This is a genomic window from Providencia burhodogranariea DSM 19968 (assembly GCF_000314855.2).
Lineage (GTDB): Bacteria > Pseudomonadota > Gammaproteobacteria > Enterobacterales > Enterobacteriaceae > Providencia > Providencia burhodogranariea.
This window is the reverse complement of the sequence record NZ_KB233222.1, coordinates 2,042,694-2,060,832: the sequence shown is the minus strand read 5'-3', so window position 1 is coordinate 2,060,832 and position 18,139 is coordinate 2,042,694. Positions and strand designations below refer to the sequence as shown.

General features: G+C 33.1%; 14 protein-coding genes and 1 pseudogene. All 15 read left to right on the top strand.

The window, feature by feature from the left end; translation table 11 throughout:
* Nucleotides 1–27 precede the first annotated feature (27 nt).
* The 15 genes and pseudogenes from OOA_RS08825 (at nt 28) to OOA_RS08755 (ending at nt 17,831) form a co-directional block, all read left to right on the top strand.
* Nucleotides 28–2,316, top strand: a complete 2,289-nt coding sequence (locus tag OOA_RS08825) for a TcfC E-set like domain-containing protein (RefSeq protein ID WP_008911798.1) — start codon at nt 28–30, stop codon at nt 2,314–2,316.
* Nucleotides 2,317–2,334: 18 nt separating this feature from the next.
* Entirely contained in the window at nt 2,335–3,003 is a 669-nt protein-coding gene (locus tag OOA_RS08820) for a hypothetical protein (protein WP_008911797.1), read from the top strand.
* A 17-nt stretch (nt 3,004–3,020) separates the two neighbouring features.
* Entirely contained in the window at nt 3,021–3,554 is a 534-nt protein-coding gene (locus OOA_RS08815; protein WP_008911796.1) for a hypothetical protein, read from the top strand.
* Between the two features lie 7 nt (nt 3,555–3,561).
* The gene (locus tag OOA_RS08810; protein WP_008911795.1) at nt 3,562–4,209 is read left to right on the top strand and encodes a hypothetical protein; all 648 of its coding nucleotides are present in this window, start codon (nt 3,562–3,564) and stop codon (nt 4,207–4,209) included.
* Nucleotides 4,206–5,174 carry a hypothetical protein gene (locus tag OOA_RS08805; protein WP_008911794.1) on the top strand — a complete coding sequence of 323 codons (969 nt, stop codon included), beginning with the start codon at nt 4,206–4,208 and terminating at the stop codon, nt 5,172–5,174. Before OOA_RS08810 ends, OOA_RS08805 begins: the two co-directional genes overlap by 4 nt.
* Nucleotides 5,175–5,186: 12 nt before the next feature.
* Entirely contained in the window at nt 5,187–6,338 is a 1,152-nt protein-coding gene (locus tag OOA_RS08800) for a hypothetical protein (protein WP_008911793.1), read from the top strand.
* 213 nt (nt 6,339–6,551) lie between these two features.
* On the top strand, nt 6,552–8,615 hold the full coding sequence (locus OOA_RS08795; RefSeq protein ID WP_008911792.1) for a hypothetical protein: 2,064 nt from the start codon (nt 6,552–6,554) through the stop codon (nt 8,613–8,615).
* A 36-nt stretch (nt 8,616–8,651) separates the two neighbouring features.
* The gene (locus tag OOA_RS08790) at nt 8,652–10,610 is read left to right on the top strand and encodes an RCC1 domain-containing protein (RefSeq protein WP_008911791.1); all 1,959 of its coding nucleotides are present in this window, start codon (nt 8,652–8,654) and stop codon (nt 10,608–10,610) included.
* Nucleotides 10,611–10,647: 37 nt separating this feature from the next.
* Nucleotides 10,648–11,631 (top strand): Ig-like domain-containing protein, encoded by a 984-nt coding sequence (locus tag OOA_RS08785; RefSeq protein ID WP_148284503.1) that lies wholly within the window; start codon nt 10,648–10,650, stop codon nt 11,629–11,631.
* Nucleotides 11,632–12,017: 386 nt separating this feature from the next.
* A complete protein-coding gene (locus OOA_RS08780) occupies nt 12,018–14,543 on the top strand; it encodes a two-partner secretion domain-containing protein (RefSeq protein WP_008911789.1) in 2,526 nt (841 codons plus the stop codon).
* Between the two features lie 74 nt (nt 14,544–14,617).
* Entirely contained in the window at nt 14,618–14,986 is a 369-nt protein-coding gene (gene acpS, locus OOA_RS08775; protein ID WP_008911788.1) for a holo-ACP synthase, read from the top strand.
* Between the two features lie 18 nt (nt 14,987–15,004).
* Nucleotides 15,005–15,761 (top strand): annotated as a pseudogene (locus OOA_RS08770) (SDR family oxidoreductase).
* A gap of 9 nt (nt 15,762–15,770) precedes the next feature.
* Nucleotides 15,771–16,340 (top strand): hotdog family protein, encoded by a 570-nt coding sequence (locus tag OOA_RS08765; RefSeq protein ID WP_008911787.1) that lies wholly within the window; start codon nt 15,771–15,773, stop codon nt 16,338–16,340.
* Between the two features lie 28 nt (nt 16,341–16,368).
* A complete protein-coding gene (locus OOA_RS08760; protein WP_008911786.1) occupies nt 16,369–16,674 on the top strand; it encodes an acyl carrier protein in 306 nt (101 codons plus the stop codon).
* Between the two features lie 20 nt (nt 16,675–16,694).
* Complete coding sequence (locus OOA_RS08755; protein ID WP_008911785.1) at nt 16,695–17,831, top strand: aminomethyltransferase family protein; 1,137 nt, start codon at nt 16,695–16,697, stop codon at nt 17,829–17,831.
* Nucleotides 17,832–18,139: the final 308 nt, after the last annotated feature.

Below are 18,139 nucleotides of genomic sequence, written 5' to 3'. Positions count from 1 at the left end.
GGATAATCTTAATGAATAGGCACCAATATGATTAATGATAGGATTTTTTTAAATATTTTTATTAAATATAAAATCGTAAGGTGTCTATTCCTTTTTAATATTAGCTTATACCAAAGCTATAGTTATGCAGATAAAACAGTTGTCAAATTCAATGTGCCACCTGGCTTTGAAAATATGGACGTCGGTAAGTCACTGGGGTATTTAATTAGTTATAACGGTAAGGCATTACCAGGTTATGTTGTATATGATCCTCTTAAAGGGAAATTAGTGTTAGATGAGGAGTCATTTTTAAAAAATGAGCAATCAAAAAATAATATAGAGAATATTGACCTTATACTTTCTAAGATTAACTTTGAGCAGTGTGTTAGGGGGTGTGATGTTAAAATTGATAACAATAATATATCAATCGATAAAGTAAATCAGACCATATCTATTAACGACAATAATTTAAATTATATTATCCCAGAAACTAATCTTGGTTTAGTACACAACCAAACGATTGATCTTAGACATTCAACAGAGGGTTATAAGGCTGCTAATATAGCAGGTAATGGATATATTGGGCTACCATCACAGATGTATGGATATTTCAATTGGTATTTAAATGAAAGAAGCTACGGTGATAATAAATATAATGATATAGGTGTATCTACATTCTATTTGCAAAAGAATTTTTCTAATATTTATTTAAGAGCTGGTAAGCAAAGTTCATTAGATTACTACGCAGGATCAGTAAATTCAGTTGTTACTCCTAGCTACGATGGATTTGTGACTATCGGTAGTCAAGAAAATTTTAATAATGAATCTAAAAATAAAAGTAATGGAAGATTAATATTTTTCTCAATGACCGATGGTAGTGTCGATATAAGAAGAGATGGACGTACGATTTTCAATCGCCCTGTTACTATAGGGCGAAATGAAATTAATTATCGGATACTACCCGGTGGTTATTACACAGTAGAAATTTATTATTTAGATAAAAATGGGCGCGAAATTAATCACGAAGTTCAGGTTATTGACAATGTTACTTATGGAAACAGTGGGCAAGGAAATAACTGGCATATCACCGCGGGAAAAGAACAGTTTACCGATGATCGTATGATAGAGTTTGGTACTGGACGTGAAATTTTTGGGGTGTATGGAAATCTACTCACCGTCGCAGCAGATAATGGAATGTGGACGAGTGATATTAATATAAATCGCCCATTATATTTTGATGATATTATTATTCAACCCACTCTTGGATTTCGCGCGGGTGAAAAAGGTGTCGGTGGTTATACAAGCTTGTCAATGGGAAATGATTTTTGGGGAAATGCTACCGCATCGTATTATCAGCAAAATGATATTTCAGATATTTATTATACCGTTAATAGCCGTGCTTTAAGTTATTCGAGAAGCTTTGGTGGAAATTTAGTTAGTTATTCTTATGGTCGTTATAGTAATAGTGATTACCAACAAATTCAAATAAGCCGAATGTTCAATCAGAATGGTTATTATGCGAATGTTTCATTGGGTGCAAAACGTCAGACCTATTTTGGTGATGGTGTGTTCTTAAATGTATCGTTATCTTTATTAGATAGCCAAGCGAATATAAATATTGCTAACTCAGGAAGTAATACGGTTTATTCTGCAAATTACCAAAAAGATTGGGTAGATACATTGGGAACAACAAGTTCTAGTATTGACTATAGTCACAGTAATAATAACGATAATGTTGGATTAAGGTTGACCCGATCTGATTTTCTAGGTGATGCGACTGCATCAGTGAATGTTAATGATCAGAGTGCACAAGGAAGCCTATATTATCGTGGTAGTTTCTCCGCAAGCGAATATGGTGTCTATCCTGGCCGATATAATACATCGGGCGCTGCATTGTTGGTTGACGTACCAAAAGATGAATCAGGTTATTATTATGGCTTTAGTGTAAATGGAAGTCCTGTGAGAAGTGGACGGACGCTTTCTGTACCTATTGGGAATTATAAAACTATTGGTTATGCCCCTGTAGCAAATAATGCAGATGATATTGATATGCAAATTGAAGTGCCAGCTAATATTGTGAAAAGTCATCCCGGTCAGGTTTATTATGCCAAAGCATTTGTCGATATTAACCAAGTTTATAGCGGATTTATGCGAGATAAAAATGGAAAGCCAGTTAATGGTATTTTAGATAATGGTGAACAAGTATATCAAAATGGACTTTTTTCGTTTAATGCAAAAAAAGTGATAAATGAAATTATTTTGAAAAATAATGAAATGTCTTATCGCTGTGATCTTAAAGTTAAAAATGACAATAGTTATATCTGCACACCACAGTAAATAGGATAGGAGCTATAGATGTTAAAAATATTGACAATAAGTTTGTTATTGTGTCCATGGAGTATTTCTTTTGGCGCGGGACAGTTACTCGTTGCACCTGCAAGTACAACAATAACATTTCCGAATGAGCGTAATATTACAGTTAAAAATACAGGGGATGCACCAATGTATATTAATATATCCCTACATAAAATTGAGAACCCAGGGGTAACACCCGAAAAGAAAATACCTATTTCGGCTCTTGCTGACCCGATGATTATAGCGTCACCAACGAAAGTTTCTCTAGGAGCAGGCCAAAGCAGGAGTATCAAGCTGACTGCTTTAAAAGCGCCGTTAAAAGAACAAGCATACCGTTTATATGTCATCCCTGTATCGTCTTTTTCAGTAACAGATAGTGATGCGGATAAAAGAATTAGCGCACCAACAGTGGTGTCCGTCGGCTATGGGGTTCTGGTAAGAGCATTACCATCGGGGAGTCTAACTTCAGAACTGGTTTATGAATGTCAATCAGAAGGGATTCGTTTATCGAATACAGGAAATAGCCGAGCTGATTTGAGTAATATTTCATTCGGTGTAGGAAAGATGCTCGATCGTATTGGTATTTATCCTTCAACACCAGTTATTATTCCCCATAAAAGTTTGACAGCTAAATTTAAAGGCGAAGATTACTCTATCTCCTGTAAATAATATTAATGGTGAAAATAATGAAGTTTAATTTATTACTTTTTTGCTTTAGCTTTATTTTGGGTCTTCCTCAGGTTCAGGCTGATATTACAATAACAGGCAACCATCCTGTCCGAGTAAAAGGTACAGTAACGAAGAAGAATAATTTTGAAGTTAGTGATGGGACTGGAACTGGAAATTGGTATACCACACTTGAGCTTACACAAGCAGGTACTGATGTATTATATCAAGTTGAAGCAAGAGTTCATGTACTATCAACAAATAGAAATTTCATGGTAACATTGAAAAATAATGTAACTCTGATGAATATTGATAATAATTTATCATTCTTTCCCGCTGAAGTATTATTTTCAACATTTGAAGGGCAAGGGAAAACATTAAAACCTCAAGAGCCGCAAACATTTACTAACCCAGAACCGTTAGCCGGTGCTGATAGTGAAGGAGACTACACACTTAAAATTTCAGCTGTCCCACCATCAGGTAATAATAAAGATATTGGTGGTATATATACCGGTGAAATTGAACTTATCTTTGAACCATCGGCCTCGGAGTAGCATATTTATGCAAATAAACTCAAGTAGATTATTATTTATCATCTGTGGTTTATTTTCATTTGAAGCTTGGTCGGCCATTGATGTTATCCCAAAGGTATTAAAGCTAGAAAATGAAATAGGTTACTTTTCAATTGTAAATAATGGTGATAATACAGAGTATATTGAAGTGGACGTCAAAAGAATAGTTAATCCAGGTGTGGGCTATCAAAAAGAAAAATATGTGAATTTAACGGAGGATAAAAATCCAACATTAATTTACTCACCATTTAAATTGGTTTTATCACCTCATCAAATAAAGAAAGTTAAATTTAAAAAAATAGTAAATCTTGAATCTGAAGAAGTTTATAGAGTTGATGTAAAGCCGAGTGTAAATCCCTTGATTAAAAGTGATAATACGGCAAGTGTTATTGTTAATATGGGTTTTAGCGTTATTTTAAAAAACATGCCGAATAAGATTAATAAAAGATTTATTTTTATCTGTAAAGGAAATAAGGATATGGTTATTAATAAAGGTAATGTTCATGTTTCAGCTAAGTATATTAAAGGAAGAAAAATAAATAATATTGAAAATGTCTATCCAGGTAAAAGTAAATGGTTCGAACATGGCTATGTTACTATTGAAAATGAATCCTGCGCTGTATCGGGGGGAAAATGAAATATTTAATGTTAAAAACTATTATATTATCAACGATACTTTTTTTATCATTTCCATCGTTGAGTGCTAGTATAATTCCAGATTCAGTTGGTACATATAATAGTTGTGAATTAATTGATAATGGTGATGGAACGAGTACAGCGACAGTAAATGTTACTTATCAATATTATACACATCCAGAGCCTATGCTTAGTAGAGCTGTTTTTCTTCAATTTTATGATAAATATGGTGAATATTCTCCAAAAAAGATTTCTGATTCAGCGATTAGTTTGGGCGGTACTACCGCAAGTAGTACTACAGGTATTGGAATGAGTGCACTTTATGCTGGTAATAGTGGTGATTGGAAAGGTATAAAAGGGCGAACAACTGATTTTTCCATATTAGTACCTAACTCTTATCTTGAAGAATGGCAAGGTATGGCATTAGGAGTGGCAGATAGAAATATAGCTGGGAATTTTTATTTAGAAGAAAGTGGTGTTGCTTATCTCTTATATGATGGTGACGGTACTTGCCGTGTAATTCCACCTGAAAAGCCACCAGAGCCACCAAAAAATATTAAATTTAAATTTTCACTGCCACAGTTATGGGATCTAAAAGAAATTCCACCTGGTATTTCAGACGTGAGTTTTTCAGGTGTGCGTAGTGAAGAATTTTGTATTAAATACGATAATAAACAGACTTCAGATACACAATTTTTAATGACAGTAAATAGTGTTAATGAAAAAGAGAATGATTTTAATTTGATAAATAATTTAAGACCTGGAGATACTATCAAATATAAATTATTGCTGAGTGATGGGGTGAACAATTTGTTATTCCCATCAAATTCTGGAAATAGTTATATTTTTAATAAAAATGATCAGGAGGTTTGTTTTTTCCCAACGTTTAAAATCGATGCAGGTAGTAATCCCAAAGAAGGTCAGTATAGCGACATGCTAAATTTTAATATTATTGTAAATCCATAAAGGTAATTTGTTATGCCATATGTTATTAGAATTGATACAAAAGTTATTATTTTAAATGATAAAATTACACCAGATGCAGTTAGTCAGCAAGAATTGATTGTTTATATAACTGACAAAGATACAGGACAACCCGTTGAAACAGGAATGACGGTGGTTTTTACACCTGATAAATATGTTAAACTTAGTAATGAAAATAATACAACAAATGATGTTGGAATGTGCTCAGCTACAGTTGAGTTAAATTATGATCTTATTCAACCATGGGCTAGCGAAACTTTTGTTGATATTAGTTTAGAAAATCCTGAAGATGCAGAGAGTAAAAGAGCAAAAGTATATTATGGAACACTTGACGTAGTTGATTTTTTAAATATTAAAGGCGATGAAAGCACAGGATATTATTACGATAAATACGAGCAAGAGAAGGAAACGCTTGTTAAAATCAATAATGTACCAATATCAGGGAATGGTTTAGAGTTGCATTTCTTTTTTGATGAAGGACGACATCGTGTTCCGTTAGATGCAGGGACGTTACCTCTTGTTATTGATCTCCGTCGAGAGTTTGATGAAGCAGTATTTACTGATGGTCAGCATGATCTTTATTATACTATAGTTGATGATGCACGTAATATTACAACAAGTAAAAACTTTAGGTTTAGACTTGATTATGGGACAAGCACCAGAATTTTACCTATGATTGAGATACCAAATTTAGTCAATGGATATATCAACCAGCGTTATTGGTTAGACGGTGTACAATATGATTTTAATAAAATTTTTGTATGGTTAATGGACTATTTTGAAGTATCAACACTGGATGAAGTTTTAGGGTACATCGATAGTCAAAGAAATGATGCTATTACTTTGCGTTTCAAAGGTACTGATACTAAAGGTAATAAAATTGATTATAACGATGATAATATAGCTACGGAAACGTTTAGTTTGGAGAGATTTAAAACGGATGTCGTGGCAGAAACAGTTTTATCAGGCGCTTATATTTTCCAAGATAAAGTCGGAACTGCTAGCCCAGATCGGTACTCATTGATTGAAGAAGGTACACTTGAGGTTGATGTATCAATTAAAACAATTAATGTCGATCGTCCTTTACTTTCAAAAATTAAAAGAGTTCTAGTTGATATACTTCCACCAGCCAAATTAGACGACTAATATTATCTCAACTAGCCGTACGTTGTACGGCTGGTTTGTTTAAATAATTTAGATAATCCCTAATTATATATAATATAAAACACATAATGAGTACATTTGAACTTTATTGAATTTTAATTCTTAAATTAATTTAATTTTTATGTTGTTGCAGTCATACGATAACATGCTAAATGATATCTACTTTTAATCCATTATATTTCCAGAGTAAAAAACATGTTCAAGGTTTTTTCTTTAATTGCACCATATCTTCCGCAAATGAGGGATGGTGTTATCAATAATGATGATCTCTCTGTTGATAATAAAATATATGTTGAAGTGGCGAAATATGAATTAGCTGCTATTGGAGATGAAATTCTTGTTAACTTTGGATCTATTAGTTCAAAATTAAAAGTAATCACTGATCCAACTTCAGACTTTCCCATTCAAATAGATTTTGACGCTAGAATAATACCTGATGGTATATACATGGTTAACTATTCAGCCACAGATTTTGCAGGGAATGCGAATGAATCTCCCATCGTCACTGCTGTGGTTGACCGTCTTGATAGTGGGAAGTTAATACCACCAATATTTAGTGACGCAGATGCGAATAACATAATTACTAATCAGAATGTTATTATCAATATGGGAACGCATATCTTAGTACCTGCATATGACAATATCATGCTTGATGATAGTGTCAGTGTGACATTTTGGATACTCGATCCTACGACTAATCAGATAGTGCCAGGCTCTTCCTATACCGTAAATCATACTATTATTCAGGAAGATATTTTTACTGGCTTTACTATCCTAGTCCCAGAAACTAATATCCTTTTGGTGAAACGAGGTTTGGCTAAAGCTCGTTATTATGTTACTTCTGCTAATAATCCTATCGCAACCTCCCAGATCGCGACAGCAACACTTGAACTTGATGGAAGTATAACCCTCCCAGGTCCCATATTTATTGATAATATTAATGGATGGTTAACTACCGAACAACTAATTAGAGGGATCCGTGAATCCTGTGGATATGATGACATTCAGAATGGCGATACAGTTACTTTATATATTAGTGGTTATAAAATGGATAATACGCCAGTTGAAGGCACATCTACATCTTTGACAACCACAGTAACACCTGTTGATGTTAATAACGGTTTCACATTATTTAGTTTCTTAAGAACCATTGCAGAAAAAGTCTATTTTGGTTACTTAACATCATATTACAAAGTAACGCGTGGCAATAATATTCGTTATTCCTATTATAATAATGTCAAAGTCGACTTAAAACATATTAGTCCATTACCTGCACCAATATTTACACAAGCAAAAGATGATGTCATTTATCTTTCTGATATTGAAAATAATAATGGCGCTAGTATTCGTATATATTATCCGAAAATGGCTATTGATGATAATGTGACGATATATACTGATTGTACAGATATTAATGGAGAGTTTATTGAGAACTCTGCATATCAGGATATTACTATTCTGACACAGATAGATATTATGCAAGGCTATTATGATTTCCTATGCCCTAAAGAAAAAGTTCTACTTGCTCCAGTCGGTGGTCAAATACATGCCAGTTATAGAGTTCGTTATGCTAATGATGAGGGATTTTCATATTCTGAAATGGCTGATGTATTTCTTGAGTCAGATACAGGTGGAAGTATGAATGTCATTATTACAACGAATGCAGCACCTTACGATTATAATATTGTCCATGTTTATCCTTGTAATTATGCTAAAATTTTTGGACCCGCAGGTGCCCAGTTAAGCCTATCCACATCAAATGATGTCGTGTTTGTTGAATCAGGTTCATCAACACATTCTCTTATTTTAAATGAAAAAGGAGAAGGTCGTTTTCGTGTGCGTTCAGCGCGTTCAGGTTCAGCATTAATCAATATTTTTCAGATTAATGACCCATCGAAAGAGCTGACAATCGCCACGTCATTTGGGAAATACATACTCGGTGAAGGAAGTATCGATTTCTACAATTATTCTACAAATGCAGCAAGTGATGGAGTTATGCCATGCTGTATATATCTGAAGACCGATGCTATTAGCGGTTTTACAAAGGCCGATATAACGAAAGTTCGAGTTGCCGTTGATGGTGATGCTAAAATAGTTGGATATGATTCTACCTATTCACAATCTGCAACTATCAATCTCAATGATGACCATTCTTGTGAAATTACAATAATTAATACAACGAAAGAGCTCGTTACAGCAACGATTACTTTACCCGAAAGTTCCGGAACTATCCTGAGATTAGAGCTTTCATTTCAGTAATAAATTATCTTATCTTCATTGATGACTGAGGTCAGTATGCCTATAAATGTTAATGTCGTTGCTACATCTGGAGCTGAAGCAAATGGTGTTTCAACTAACAGTGCTCATGCTGTACTAAAAAATAATAATGAATTAATAGATAATAAAACATTATTGTTTACGCTTACGGGAAATGCAGTATTTACAGATACACTGACTAATATGACTAGCCGTATTACATCTGTCATTGGTACTGCGGATGTCAGCTTTACGAATATCGTTGCGGAAACTGTTATTATTAGAGTTGATTATTTAGATGATCCTTCAATTCATGATGCAGACGATTCAGAATTTATTGGCGCCTCTGGGGAACTTGATGCGCCAGTAATTCAAGAGGCAATTGATAATATTATTGATTATTCAGCAATAGATATGTCGATACATGTCATCATACCTATATGGGAAGGAATGAAGAGCGGTGATATAGTACACGCTTATATTGGTGACTTAAATAAATGGGATGAAATCCATATAGTCACTGCGAATGAAGTTGGCAAACCCATTATTTTTACTATTAATAATACCAAGGATTTTTTATTTCCTTATATTGATAATACACTTAAAGCCTATTATTCCGTCAACGAAAGAAATTCTATAGTATCTTTATATAATGTAGTGCGTATCTTTATAAAGAATGTTGCTATTATCGGTAAACGAGATAGCGATCGTTCAGCACTTCATCTATGTGCTTTTAATTCAGTAACCAAAGAGCCGATTGCCGTTAGATGGCAATATCATATGGACATCAATTTCATTGATGCCTCCCGATTTACCGATTGTCATCCATTGAAAAAACTCTATATTTCTATTCCCGGACAAAAGGGGCAAACTATGCTCTATCCTATGAATATAGCGTCAGTTGGAAATCAAAATGGCTCAGTGGCTTTTGCTATTACTCTAGACGGGAAAATAAATTTCTGGGGAGCTAACATTAGTTGGGCATTACCTCCTTCCAATGTTATGGATCTTACAACTATTACGGGAATAATATCCTCGCCAAATTCAGTCGCAGTGATTGATGAAAGAAATACATTATATTCATGGGGCAATAATAGCGTTGGTGGAGATTTAACCGCAATTGTAGAAGGGGTATCAACAGCTTCATGCAATCGTTCAGCAATTTGTGCAATTATTACCCAAGGTTATCTTAAAGCATGGGGTAATAATGCTGCTGGAGGTGAAATTCCCACTAATTTAGCATCAATAAGTGATTTTATAACCCTATCAGCTGCAAGAGGTGCTTTTTGTGCATTAAACAGCAAAGGATTTGTGTCTTCTTGGGGGGAAAGCAATTTTGGTGGTGAAATGCCCCCAGAAATACAAACTCTGAATAATATCGTAGATGTTGTCGCGACAGATGGCGCATTTGCGATAAGAACGAATATCGGTACTGTGCAAGCGTGGGGGAATCGCGATTATGGTGGGTCCATACCTTCACCAGTATCAGATGCGATTGCAATTGCATCATCAACAAAGGCTTTCGCAGTACTTCATAAAGATAAATCTATTAGTGCTTGGGGAAGTGAACTTTATGGCGGCATTGTACCTCCTGATATTGCCATATTAAGAAATATCATTGCCATTTCTTCAAGTGATGGTGCTTTTACTGTTCTATGTGAAGATGGGAAACTTTATTCGTGGGGAAGTAAGCAATATGGCGGAACTATACCAACTAATATTGCGAATAAAGACAATTTAATAGTTTCTGCAACTAGCGGTGCATTTAGTTTTATTAATAAAAATGGAAATGCCGGAGGATGGGGGAATAATATTACATTTCAAATTGTAAATAATTATTTTTTTAGAGCAGTTTATCGGTTAACTAGAAATTCACCACCTGATGCTTTTATTTGTATTGATATTGATGGGAGCCTGAATTCTTTAGGGAATAGTGGTACGAGTACAATACCTAGCGGAATATATAATATGCTGAATTATAGCCAATTAATTTTATAATAAAGGACATTTTATGGTTGATGAAAATTTGATTATTATGAATGATTCTAAGGCTGACAATAATTATATTGTAGCTTTAACAATTAAAGTCAATAATGCTCCTGCAGATGGAAAAAGCCTCAATACAGTGAGTGTTGTTTGTATTGATTCAACGGATTTTTCTCCAGCAAGAGGCTTAAATGTTGTATTTACCGTTATTAGCTTAGGTGGAACCGCTTTTATCAATGAGTCACAAACGACTATTTATCCAACCACGACTGACGGTATTGGTATGGCAGTAGCAAATATTGCTGATACCGTTGCTGAAGATGTTATTATTAGATGTCATGTAACATCAGATACTGCAAGTGAAAATACAAAAACGATAACATTCCGTGAAATGACAGATAATTTTACTATTATTAATGCAACAAACTCTAACCATACCTTTTTACGTGAGGAACCGTCTATTGCATGGGCTGGTGCCGAATTTACAATTCATACGAGAGGCGGGAGTCGTAATATTAGCTGGAATATTGAGAACATTATCTCTGAGGTGACTGTTAGAGGAAATGCAGATGGGTCAGCTGATGTACTAATTAAAGAGGATCCTCGCAGAGAAGTTCGTATTATAGCAAAAGATGATATTACTGATGAATTAGTGGTGTATTCCTTCTTCTTACGTGACTTTGTTCGCTCAGATCGCCAGAAATATAAATTCTCAGAAGCTGAAGATGATTATGGTAATTATTTATTACCCGTTGCTACCTATGAAAGGTTATTCACACAGTGGGGTAATCTTAGTTCTTATTTTATATGGTCAACGGCGGTTGATGAAACATACTGGACAAATGAACGGGCGCGCACAAGAGAAGAAGAGCTACTGGAAGATGAGGAAGAACATGAGAATGAAGATGAATGTGATTCTGAATCACCGGAATTACGGCGTACCTATATTGTTTTTGATGTACGAACTGGAACAAAAACAACCAGTAGTACATCATCTAAATATAGAAAATATTTCATGTATAAATTGCCATGAGATATAAAAAATGATTATGGTTTCCTTCAAATAACAAATTATATACTTAAGGAAGTTTCAATTATTTTTAAGTGTAATAAGTCACCCGAATTATATAGTTCGGGTTTTTTATATGGCTTTTATTGTAAGTAGATCAAATGAAAATATTAGGTTGTTATTTTTTATTAATTGTTATCAAAGTATATTATTGGTTTAGGGTCAATTTTATCGATGATAAATTTATCAACATGTATCCTTAGTCTAGACTTTAATTTATTAAGAATGATTTTTATGAAAGTATTTCCCAGAGAATACTTTTGTTAATTGATAGTAAATCTCCATGAAATTACTGTTATGTGATCAGATGAAATCATTTTCTTTTTTTAACATAATCTAAGGTGATTATTATGAATAGGAAGAATAAATCTTATTTCAAGTTGGTGTTTTTATTTTTTTCATTTATAGCCACATTAAGTATGGCAACAATAATGCAAGCTAACTCTATAAATGAGTTGGAATCAGATGAGCAGATAAAAAATTTAGAAAAAGCTAATGTCCAAATTTTTAATATAGCATCTACCATTAATGATGGCTCTCTTAATACTGTTGATAGCTTCGATGTGACTGAATCAGGGACCATTCTTAATAATAGTAAGGATGGAGCTGATACGCAGCTATCAGGACATATTGATGGAAATAGCAATTTATCAAATGGTGTTGCTAAAGTAATCGTTTTAGAAGTTAATTCTAAAAATCCTAGTACCGTAAACGGACTCGTTGAAGTTGCAGGAAGTAATGCTCAAGTGATTCTTTCAAATCCATCAGGAATTATCTGTAACAGTTGTGGTTTTTTGAGTGCGAATCGAGTTGTACTAACAACAGGTTCTTTATCGGTCAAAAATAATACGGTTGATGGTTATAAAGTTGAAAAAGGTAATATCGCCATTAACAATGGAGCGACTTTTAATAGCGTAATAAAAAATATCGATTTAATTGCAAGAAATATATTTATAGATGGGATTATTGATGTAAATAGTAGTGAGGTGAGAATTACAACGGGAGCTAATCAAGTCAATGCTGAGAACGATCAAGCTATTGCTATCACAGGAAGTGGAGCCACTAGTAAATATAGCTTTCAAATTGTGAAAGATGCAGAGTTAAATACTAAGTCACTGAAGTTTATAGGAACGGAAAATAAATCACCATTACAAATTTATGGAAAACTTGGTGCAGAGGAAGGTGGTATCAATATTGTTCATAGTGGAATTTTACAAAATGAAAAAGGTAAAATATCAACAAAAGGTGATGTTAATATCAGCCTAGATGGTGGGATATCGAATATTACAGGGAAAATAAAAAGCTCTAAAACAATCACAATAGATACGAAAGGTCAGAAATTTAGTAATATTGATGGCAGCGATATCTCTTCCCTAGGAACAGTTTCAATAAATAGTGGTGCATTAACTAATTATGCATCATATATTGCTAGTGATAATCTGTTAAATATTCAAACTAATGGTAATGAAATTACAAACTCATCTACAATAGGAGCTAATCTTGGATTGGCATCAACGAATGGAATTACAATTAATAGTGGTTTGTTTAGTAACAAAAAAGGGAAAATAGAATCAAATGGAAATATTGATTTTAATACCAATAATAAAAACTTTAACAATATTGATAGCACAATAGATACAGCTGAAAATATTAATTTAAATAGCGGTATTTTTAATAATAATCAAAGTAGATTACGTTCAATTAAGAAAGTAACTATTAATACTAATGGAAATACCTTAAAAAATGATGGATTAACTGCAGATACAGATAGTGATGATTCGCTAGGCATTCTAAGTGGTGAGGGTGGCATGTCTATCACTATTTCTGGCTTGACCAATGATAAAGCAATAATTGCAACAGAAGGAAATATGGATTTTGTAAATAAAGGAAAGATCTCAAATCAATGGGGGCATATCAAATCAGGTGGTTTTTTAAATTTTACTTCTGAAAGTATTGATAATCTTTATGGTGGCCTAGCGGCTAAGCAAGGTGCAGATGTAACTATTGAGAAGACATTGGATAATAACTTTGGTGTTGTATTCTTAGAAGGCGAAAACTCAACAATTAAAACACCTTATGTTAACAACCATAAAGGTGTAATAAAAGGAGATTCTATTAATATTAAGACCAATAAGTTTAATAACACTTCGGGGCTTATTGTGACACAAGTTGATCTTGATATAGATTCTGCTGAGGTTACGAATAATAATAGTTCTGGATATCGACCAGAAATGGGTTTTTATATTGGGCAGCCAGACCAAATTGGTGGTGTAATCAGTAAAGGTAATATAATTTTAAAAGGCGATAAATTGACATCATCTAGCGGTCGCATTATTACTGAAAAGGGTAATTTGGATATTAATTATAAAACGGTAGATAACTCTAGGGGATTAATTGCATCTAAAAAAGAAGCTTTTATTACTTCAGAGACATTTACTAATAATCATGGCACCTTATATGGTAAAGAAAAACTCAAGCTTAATACTAACAAGCTAAGCAATACGGGATCTGGAACAGTAGAAGATAATAATTTAGATGGTGTAATTGCCTCGGATGGAATGACAGAAATTACCATATCAACTGATTTTGAAAATAAAGGAATGATCTCAGGAATTAAAGAATTATTAATAAATGTTAATGGTAAATATACTAATGGTTCAAAAAGCTTTATGTCTGGCGAAAATGGTTTTAATCTTCGAGTGACAGGGAATGTAATCAATAATGGCACATTGAATTCAACAAAAATATCATCTATTACAGGAAAGGATATTACGAATGAAAAATCAGGTGTTATTGTAGGGCGTGATGGAGTGAAGATAGACAGCTCTGGAAGTTATACTAATAAAGGTAAGGTTGTTGGTCAAATCATTGAGTAATATCTAATGGGTATGTGGAGAGTTAATACTTTCCACATATAATAAATATTTAATTTTAGATATATGGAACTATCATGGGAATCGGAGTAGATATTATAGAGATAAAAAAAATTTCTATAGCGATTGAGCGAAGTGGTCAAAGTTTAATTAATCGAATACTTACTGCTAACGAAATAGAAACAATAGGTGAACTAAGTAAGAGCCACGAACGTATTGCCGGATTTTGGGCTGCAAAAGAAGCCGCGGTTAAAGCGATCGGTACTGGTTTTAGGTTGGGGATATTATTTCATGATATAGAAATTCACCATGATAACTATGGTGCACCATTTTATATTTTTAAAGGTCGTTTGCTTAAATTGCTAAATGAAAAAAATATATCAAAAACATCTATAAGTATTTCACATTGTAGTAAGTATGCGATAGCTATGGCTATTTTTGATTGACTGTATAGGTGATATATCATGGCTATATATTCTGATTTAGCTAATAAAAATGTTGTAGTAACGGGTGCTAATGGTGATATAGGAATAGCAATTTGTGAAGAATATCTTGAGCAGAATTGCCATGTATTTGCAGTTTACCATCAAGCTAGAAATGCTTTAGATAAATTAAAAATAGAAAGTAAATACAGTAATTTTTTACATATTTTACAATGTGACATTAATGATGGTGCATCAATTTCTAATTTTATAATTAAGGTTGAAGAAATAGTAAATGTAATTCATGTATTAGTAAATAATGCAGGTATCATCAAAGATAACCTTTTTTCTAGTATCAATATTGATGATTTTTCATTTGTTATTAATACAAATTTACTAGGAACTTGTCATTTTACGAAGAAATTACTATTTTTATTAAGAACAGCAAAAAAGGCAGCAATAATTAATGTTTCATCAATAGCTGGTATTGTCCCCAGTATTGGTCAAAGTAATTATAGTGCTGCTAAATCAGGGCTAATTGGCTTTACACACACTATAGCGGCAGAGCTCGCTAATAAAGGTGTCAGGGTTAATGCAGTAGCGCCAGGTATGATTGAATCTAAAATGGTAAAAAAAAGTTTCGCGGCAAGTGGTACGTCACATGAAATCAGTGATCCCAATGCAACGGCTAGGCTTATGTTCAGAAGTTGCTAATGTTATTGCTTTCTTAAGTTCAGATGCATCCAGTTATATTGTTGGACAAACATTAATAGTGGATGGTGGAATGGTTATGCGATGAGAGATAAATATGACAAATCGTTATAATAACTCACTATTAACTCCATCTCTATTTTTAAAAATTGGTGGGTGGAGACAACCTATCATTATGGTCGATAGAATTATCGATTTTATTCCAGGTGAAAAAGGCTCAATAACGATAATAAAACATGTTACTTATAATGATAATTATTTGTTAGGACACTATCCTGAAGATCCGGTTATGCCAGGAATTATGATTGCTGAAATATTTGGACAAGCGAGTGAATATTTTTCTTTTATTGATGACTTTTGTTCTATTTATAAGAAAGGAAAAAATGTTGTATTAAATTGTTTTTCTGAAGTAGCTCAAGCTATTAAACAGCCAGAATCAGAATTAATTCTTATCGAACATAGAAGTAGAGTTGAAGGGGTTTTGGTGTCGCAGAACTTAAAGTTTAAGAATTCTGTGTACCCAGGGGATACAATAGAAGTTAAGAGTTCACTTTTACTTTCTGATATTAATAATTTTAAACATTACTTAGTAGAGGCAAGAGTTGGAAAGAAGATAATCGCGAATGGAACAATAGTTAATTATAGAGAAGATATTAAATTTGAATGATTCATTTTAAAATTAGGAGTTTAATATTATGAGTGATGATGCAGAATTAAATGATAAAATTGAAAAAAGAAAAGCGATGCTAATAAGAGTTAAAGAAGGCCTGATTGAACGTCTTAATTTGCAAAAAAAAATAAATCAAATTGATGATGACACTCCATTATTTGGTAATGGATTAAAGCTAGATTCTGTTGATGCCACTGAAATTTTAGTATTTCTTAATGATGAATTTAATATTCAGGTGACTGAAGGTGATGATCCATCTTATATGCGAACAATTAATAGTTTGGTGACATTTATTTTGAATAAGCAAGAGGCACAGTCTTGTAAAAGTTAATATTATAGATAGGAGGTATTATGAAACGTTTTAAGATGAATGAAAATGCTAATGGATTATCAACCAATTATAATAACGCGAGCATTCTTGATTGTGAATATCAAGAGCGTGATGATTACTTTGCTGTACGAAATAGTGCAATAATGGCTGATTATTCTCATTATGGAATAGTTAAAGTTTATGGTGATGAAGCCTGGCGCTTGTTAAATCCTCTAGTATCTGCTGATATTTCTTCAATCCGTGACGAGCAGTTGTTATATACATTTTTCTTGGATGAAAATGGGGAAATTATTAGTGATGCATATGTTGTATGTGACAATGAATCCTATATCCTAATTTCAGAATGGCTGAGTAGTGATAAGCTTTGCCAGCTAGTTAATAATGTTTTAGTAGATAAAAAAAATAGCAAAGAAAATTTTCAGATAGATGAAGTCATTTCATTAGGTTGTGAATGGCGAACAATTTGCCTTGAAGGTCCGTATTCTTGGGAGGTTTTATCAGAAATATTTGGAATGGATATCATTGGATTACCTTTACATGAATATATGTATGTTGATGAAAATATTATTATGCGTGTAGGTAAACACGGAGAATATTGCTATTACATCATGGGGCTAGAAGAAAAGTTGGTTAAAATATGGGAGGATATATCTCAGTTAACGGATAAATATGATTTAAGAATTGGAGGGATTGATTATCTACGTGATGTCAGATTGGAAAATCCGTGTTGGGAGCCCTGTGTTTATGATTCATTCAGCCGATGTCCTATCGAACTGCAAATGCAATGGGCTATCAGTTACGACAAAGATGATTTTATTGGCAAAAATGCGATAGAAATGCGGGCTGAGATAGGTGTGTCAAAGCGTATTGTTGGAGCTAAAATAATGGGAAAACATGGTAAAGGAATTTCTTTAGGGGATAGAGTCTTCTATAAGGAGGAAGATATTGGCAGTGTTGTTAATATCGGCTTTTCCCATACATTAAAATGTTATATTGCGAGAGTGTTTTTAAAATATAAATATTCTTATGTTGGTATTGATGATTATATTATAAAAAGTAAAGATGGTGATGTGAGTTTTGTAACATCGAGCATTCCATTTATTAATAATCTAAGTTCGATTGTTAATCCAACGGAAGATAGCTACTTAAAAAAGTAAATTCTGACCACAGTACTTAACGTTCTATTTTTAAATTGGTTTATTTTAAAGATGGGGGGGTTATCTTTGGGCTTATATTCATTTTTATATTTCTAATGGTAATGAATAAATAAAAAAATATCTATTGTATTTGTTTTTAATGTCAATGTTAGTCATTAGGGATTTTTATGGAAACAAAACGTTGTCGTGTTGTTGTAACAGGAATGGGTGTTTTATCATCGTTAGCTGAAAATATTTCACAATTCGAAAAAGTGTTATTTGAAAAAAAATGTAATATCAAAAAAAGTAAAAGATATTTGAAGTGGTTT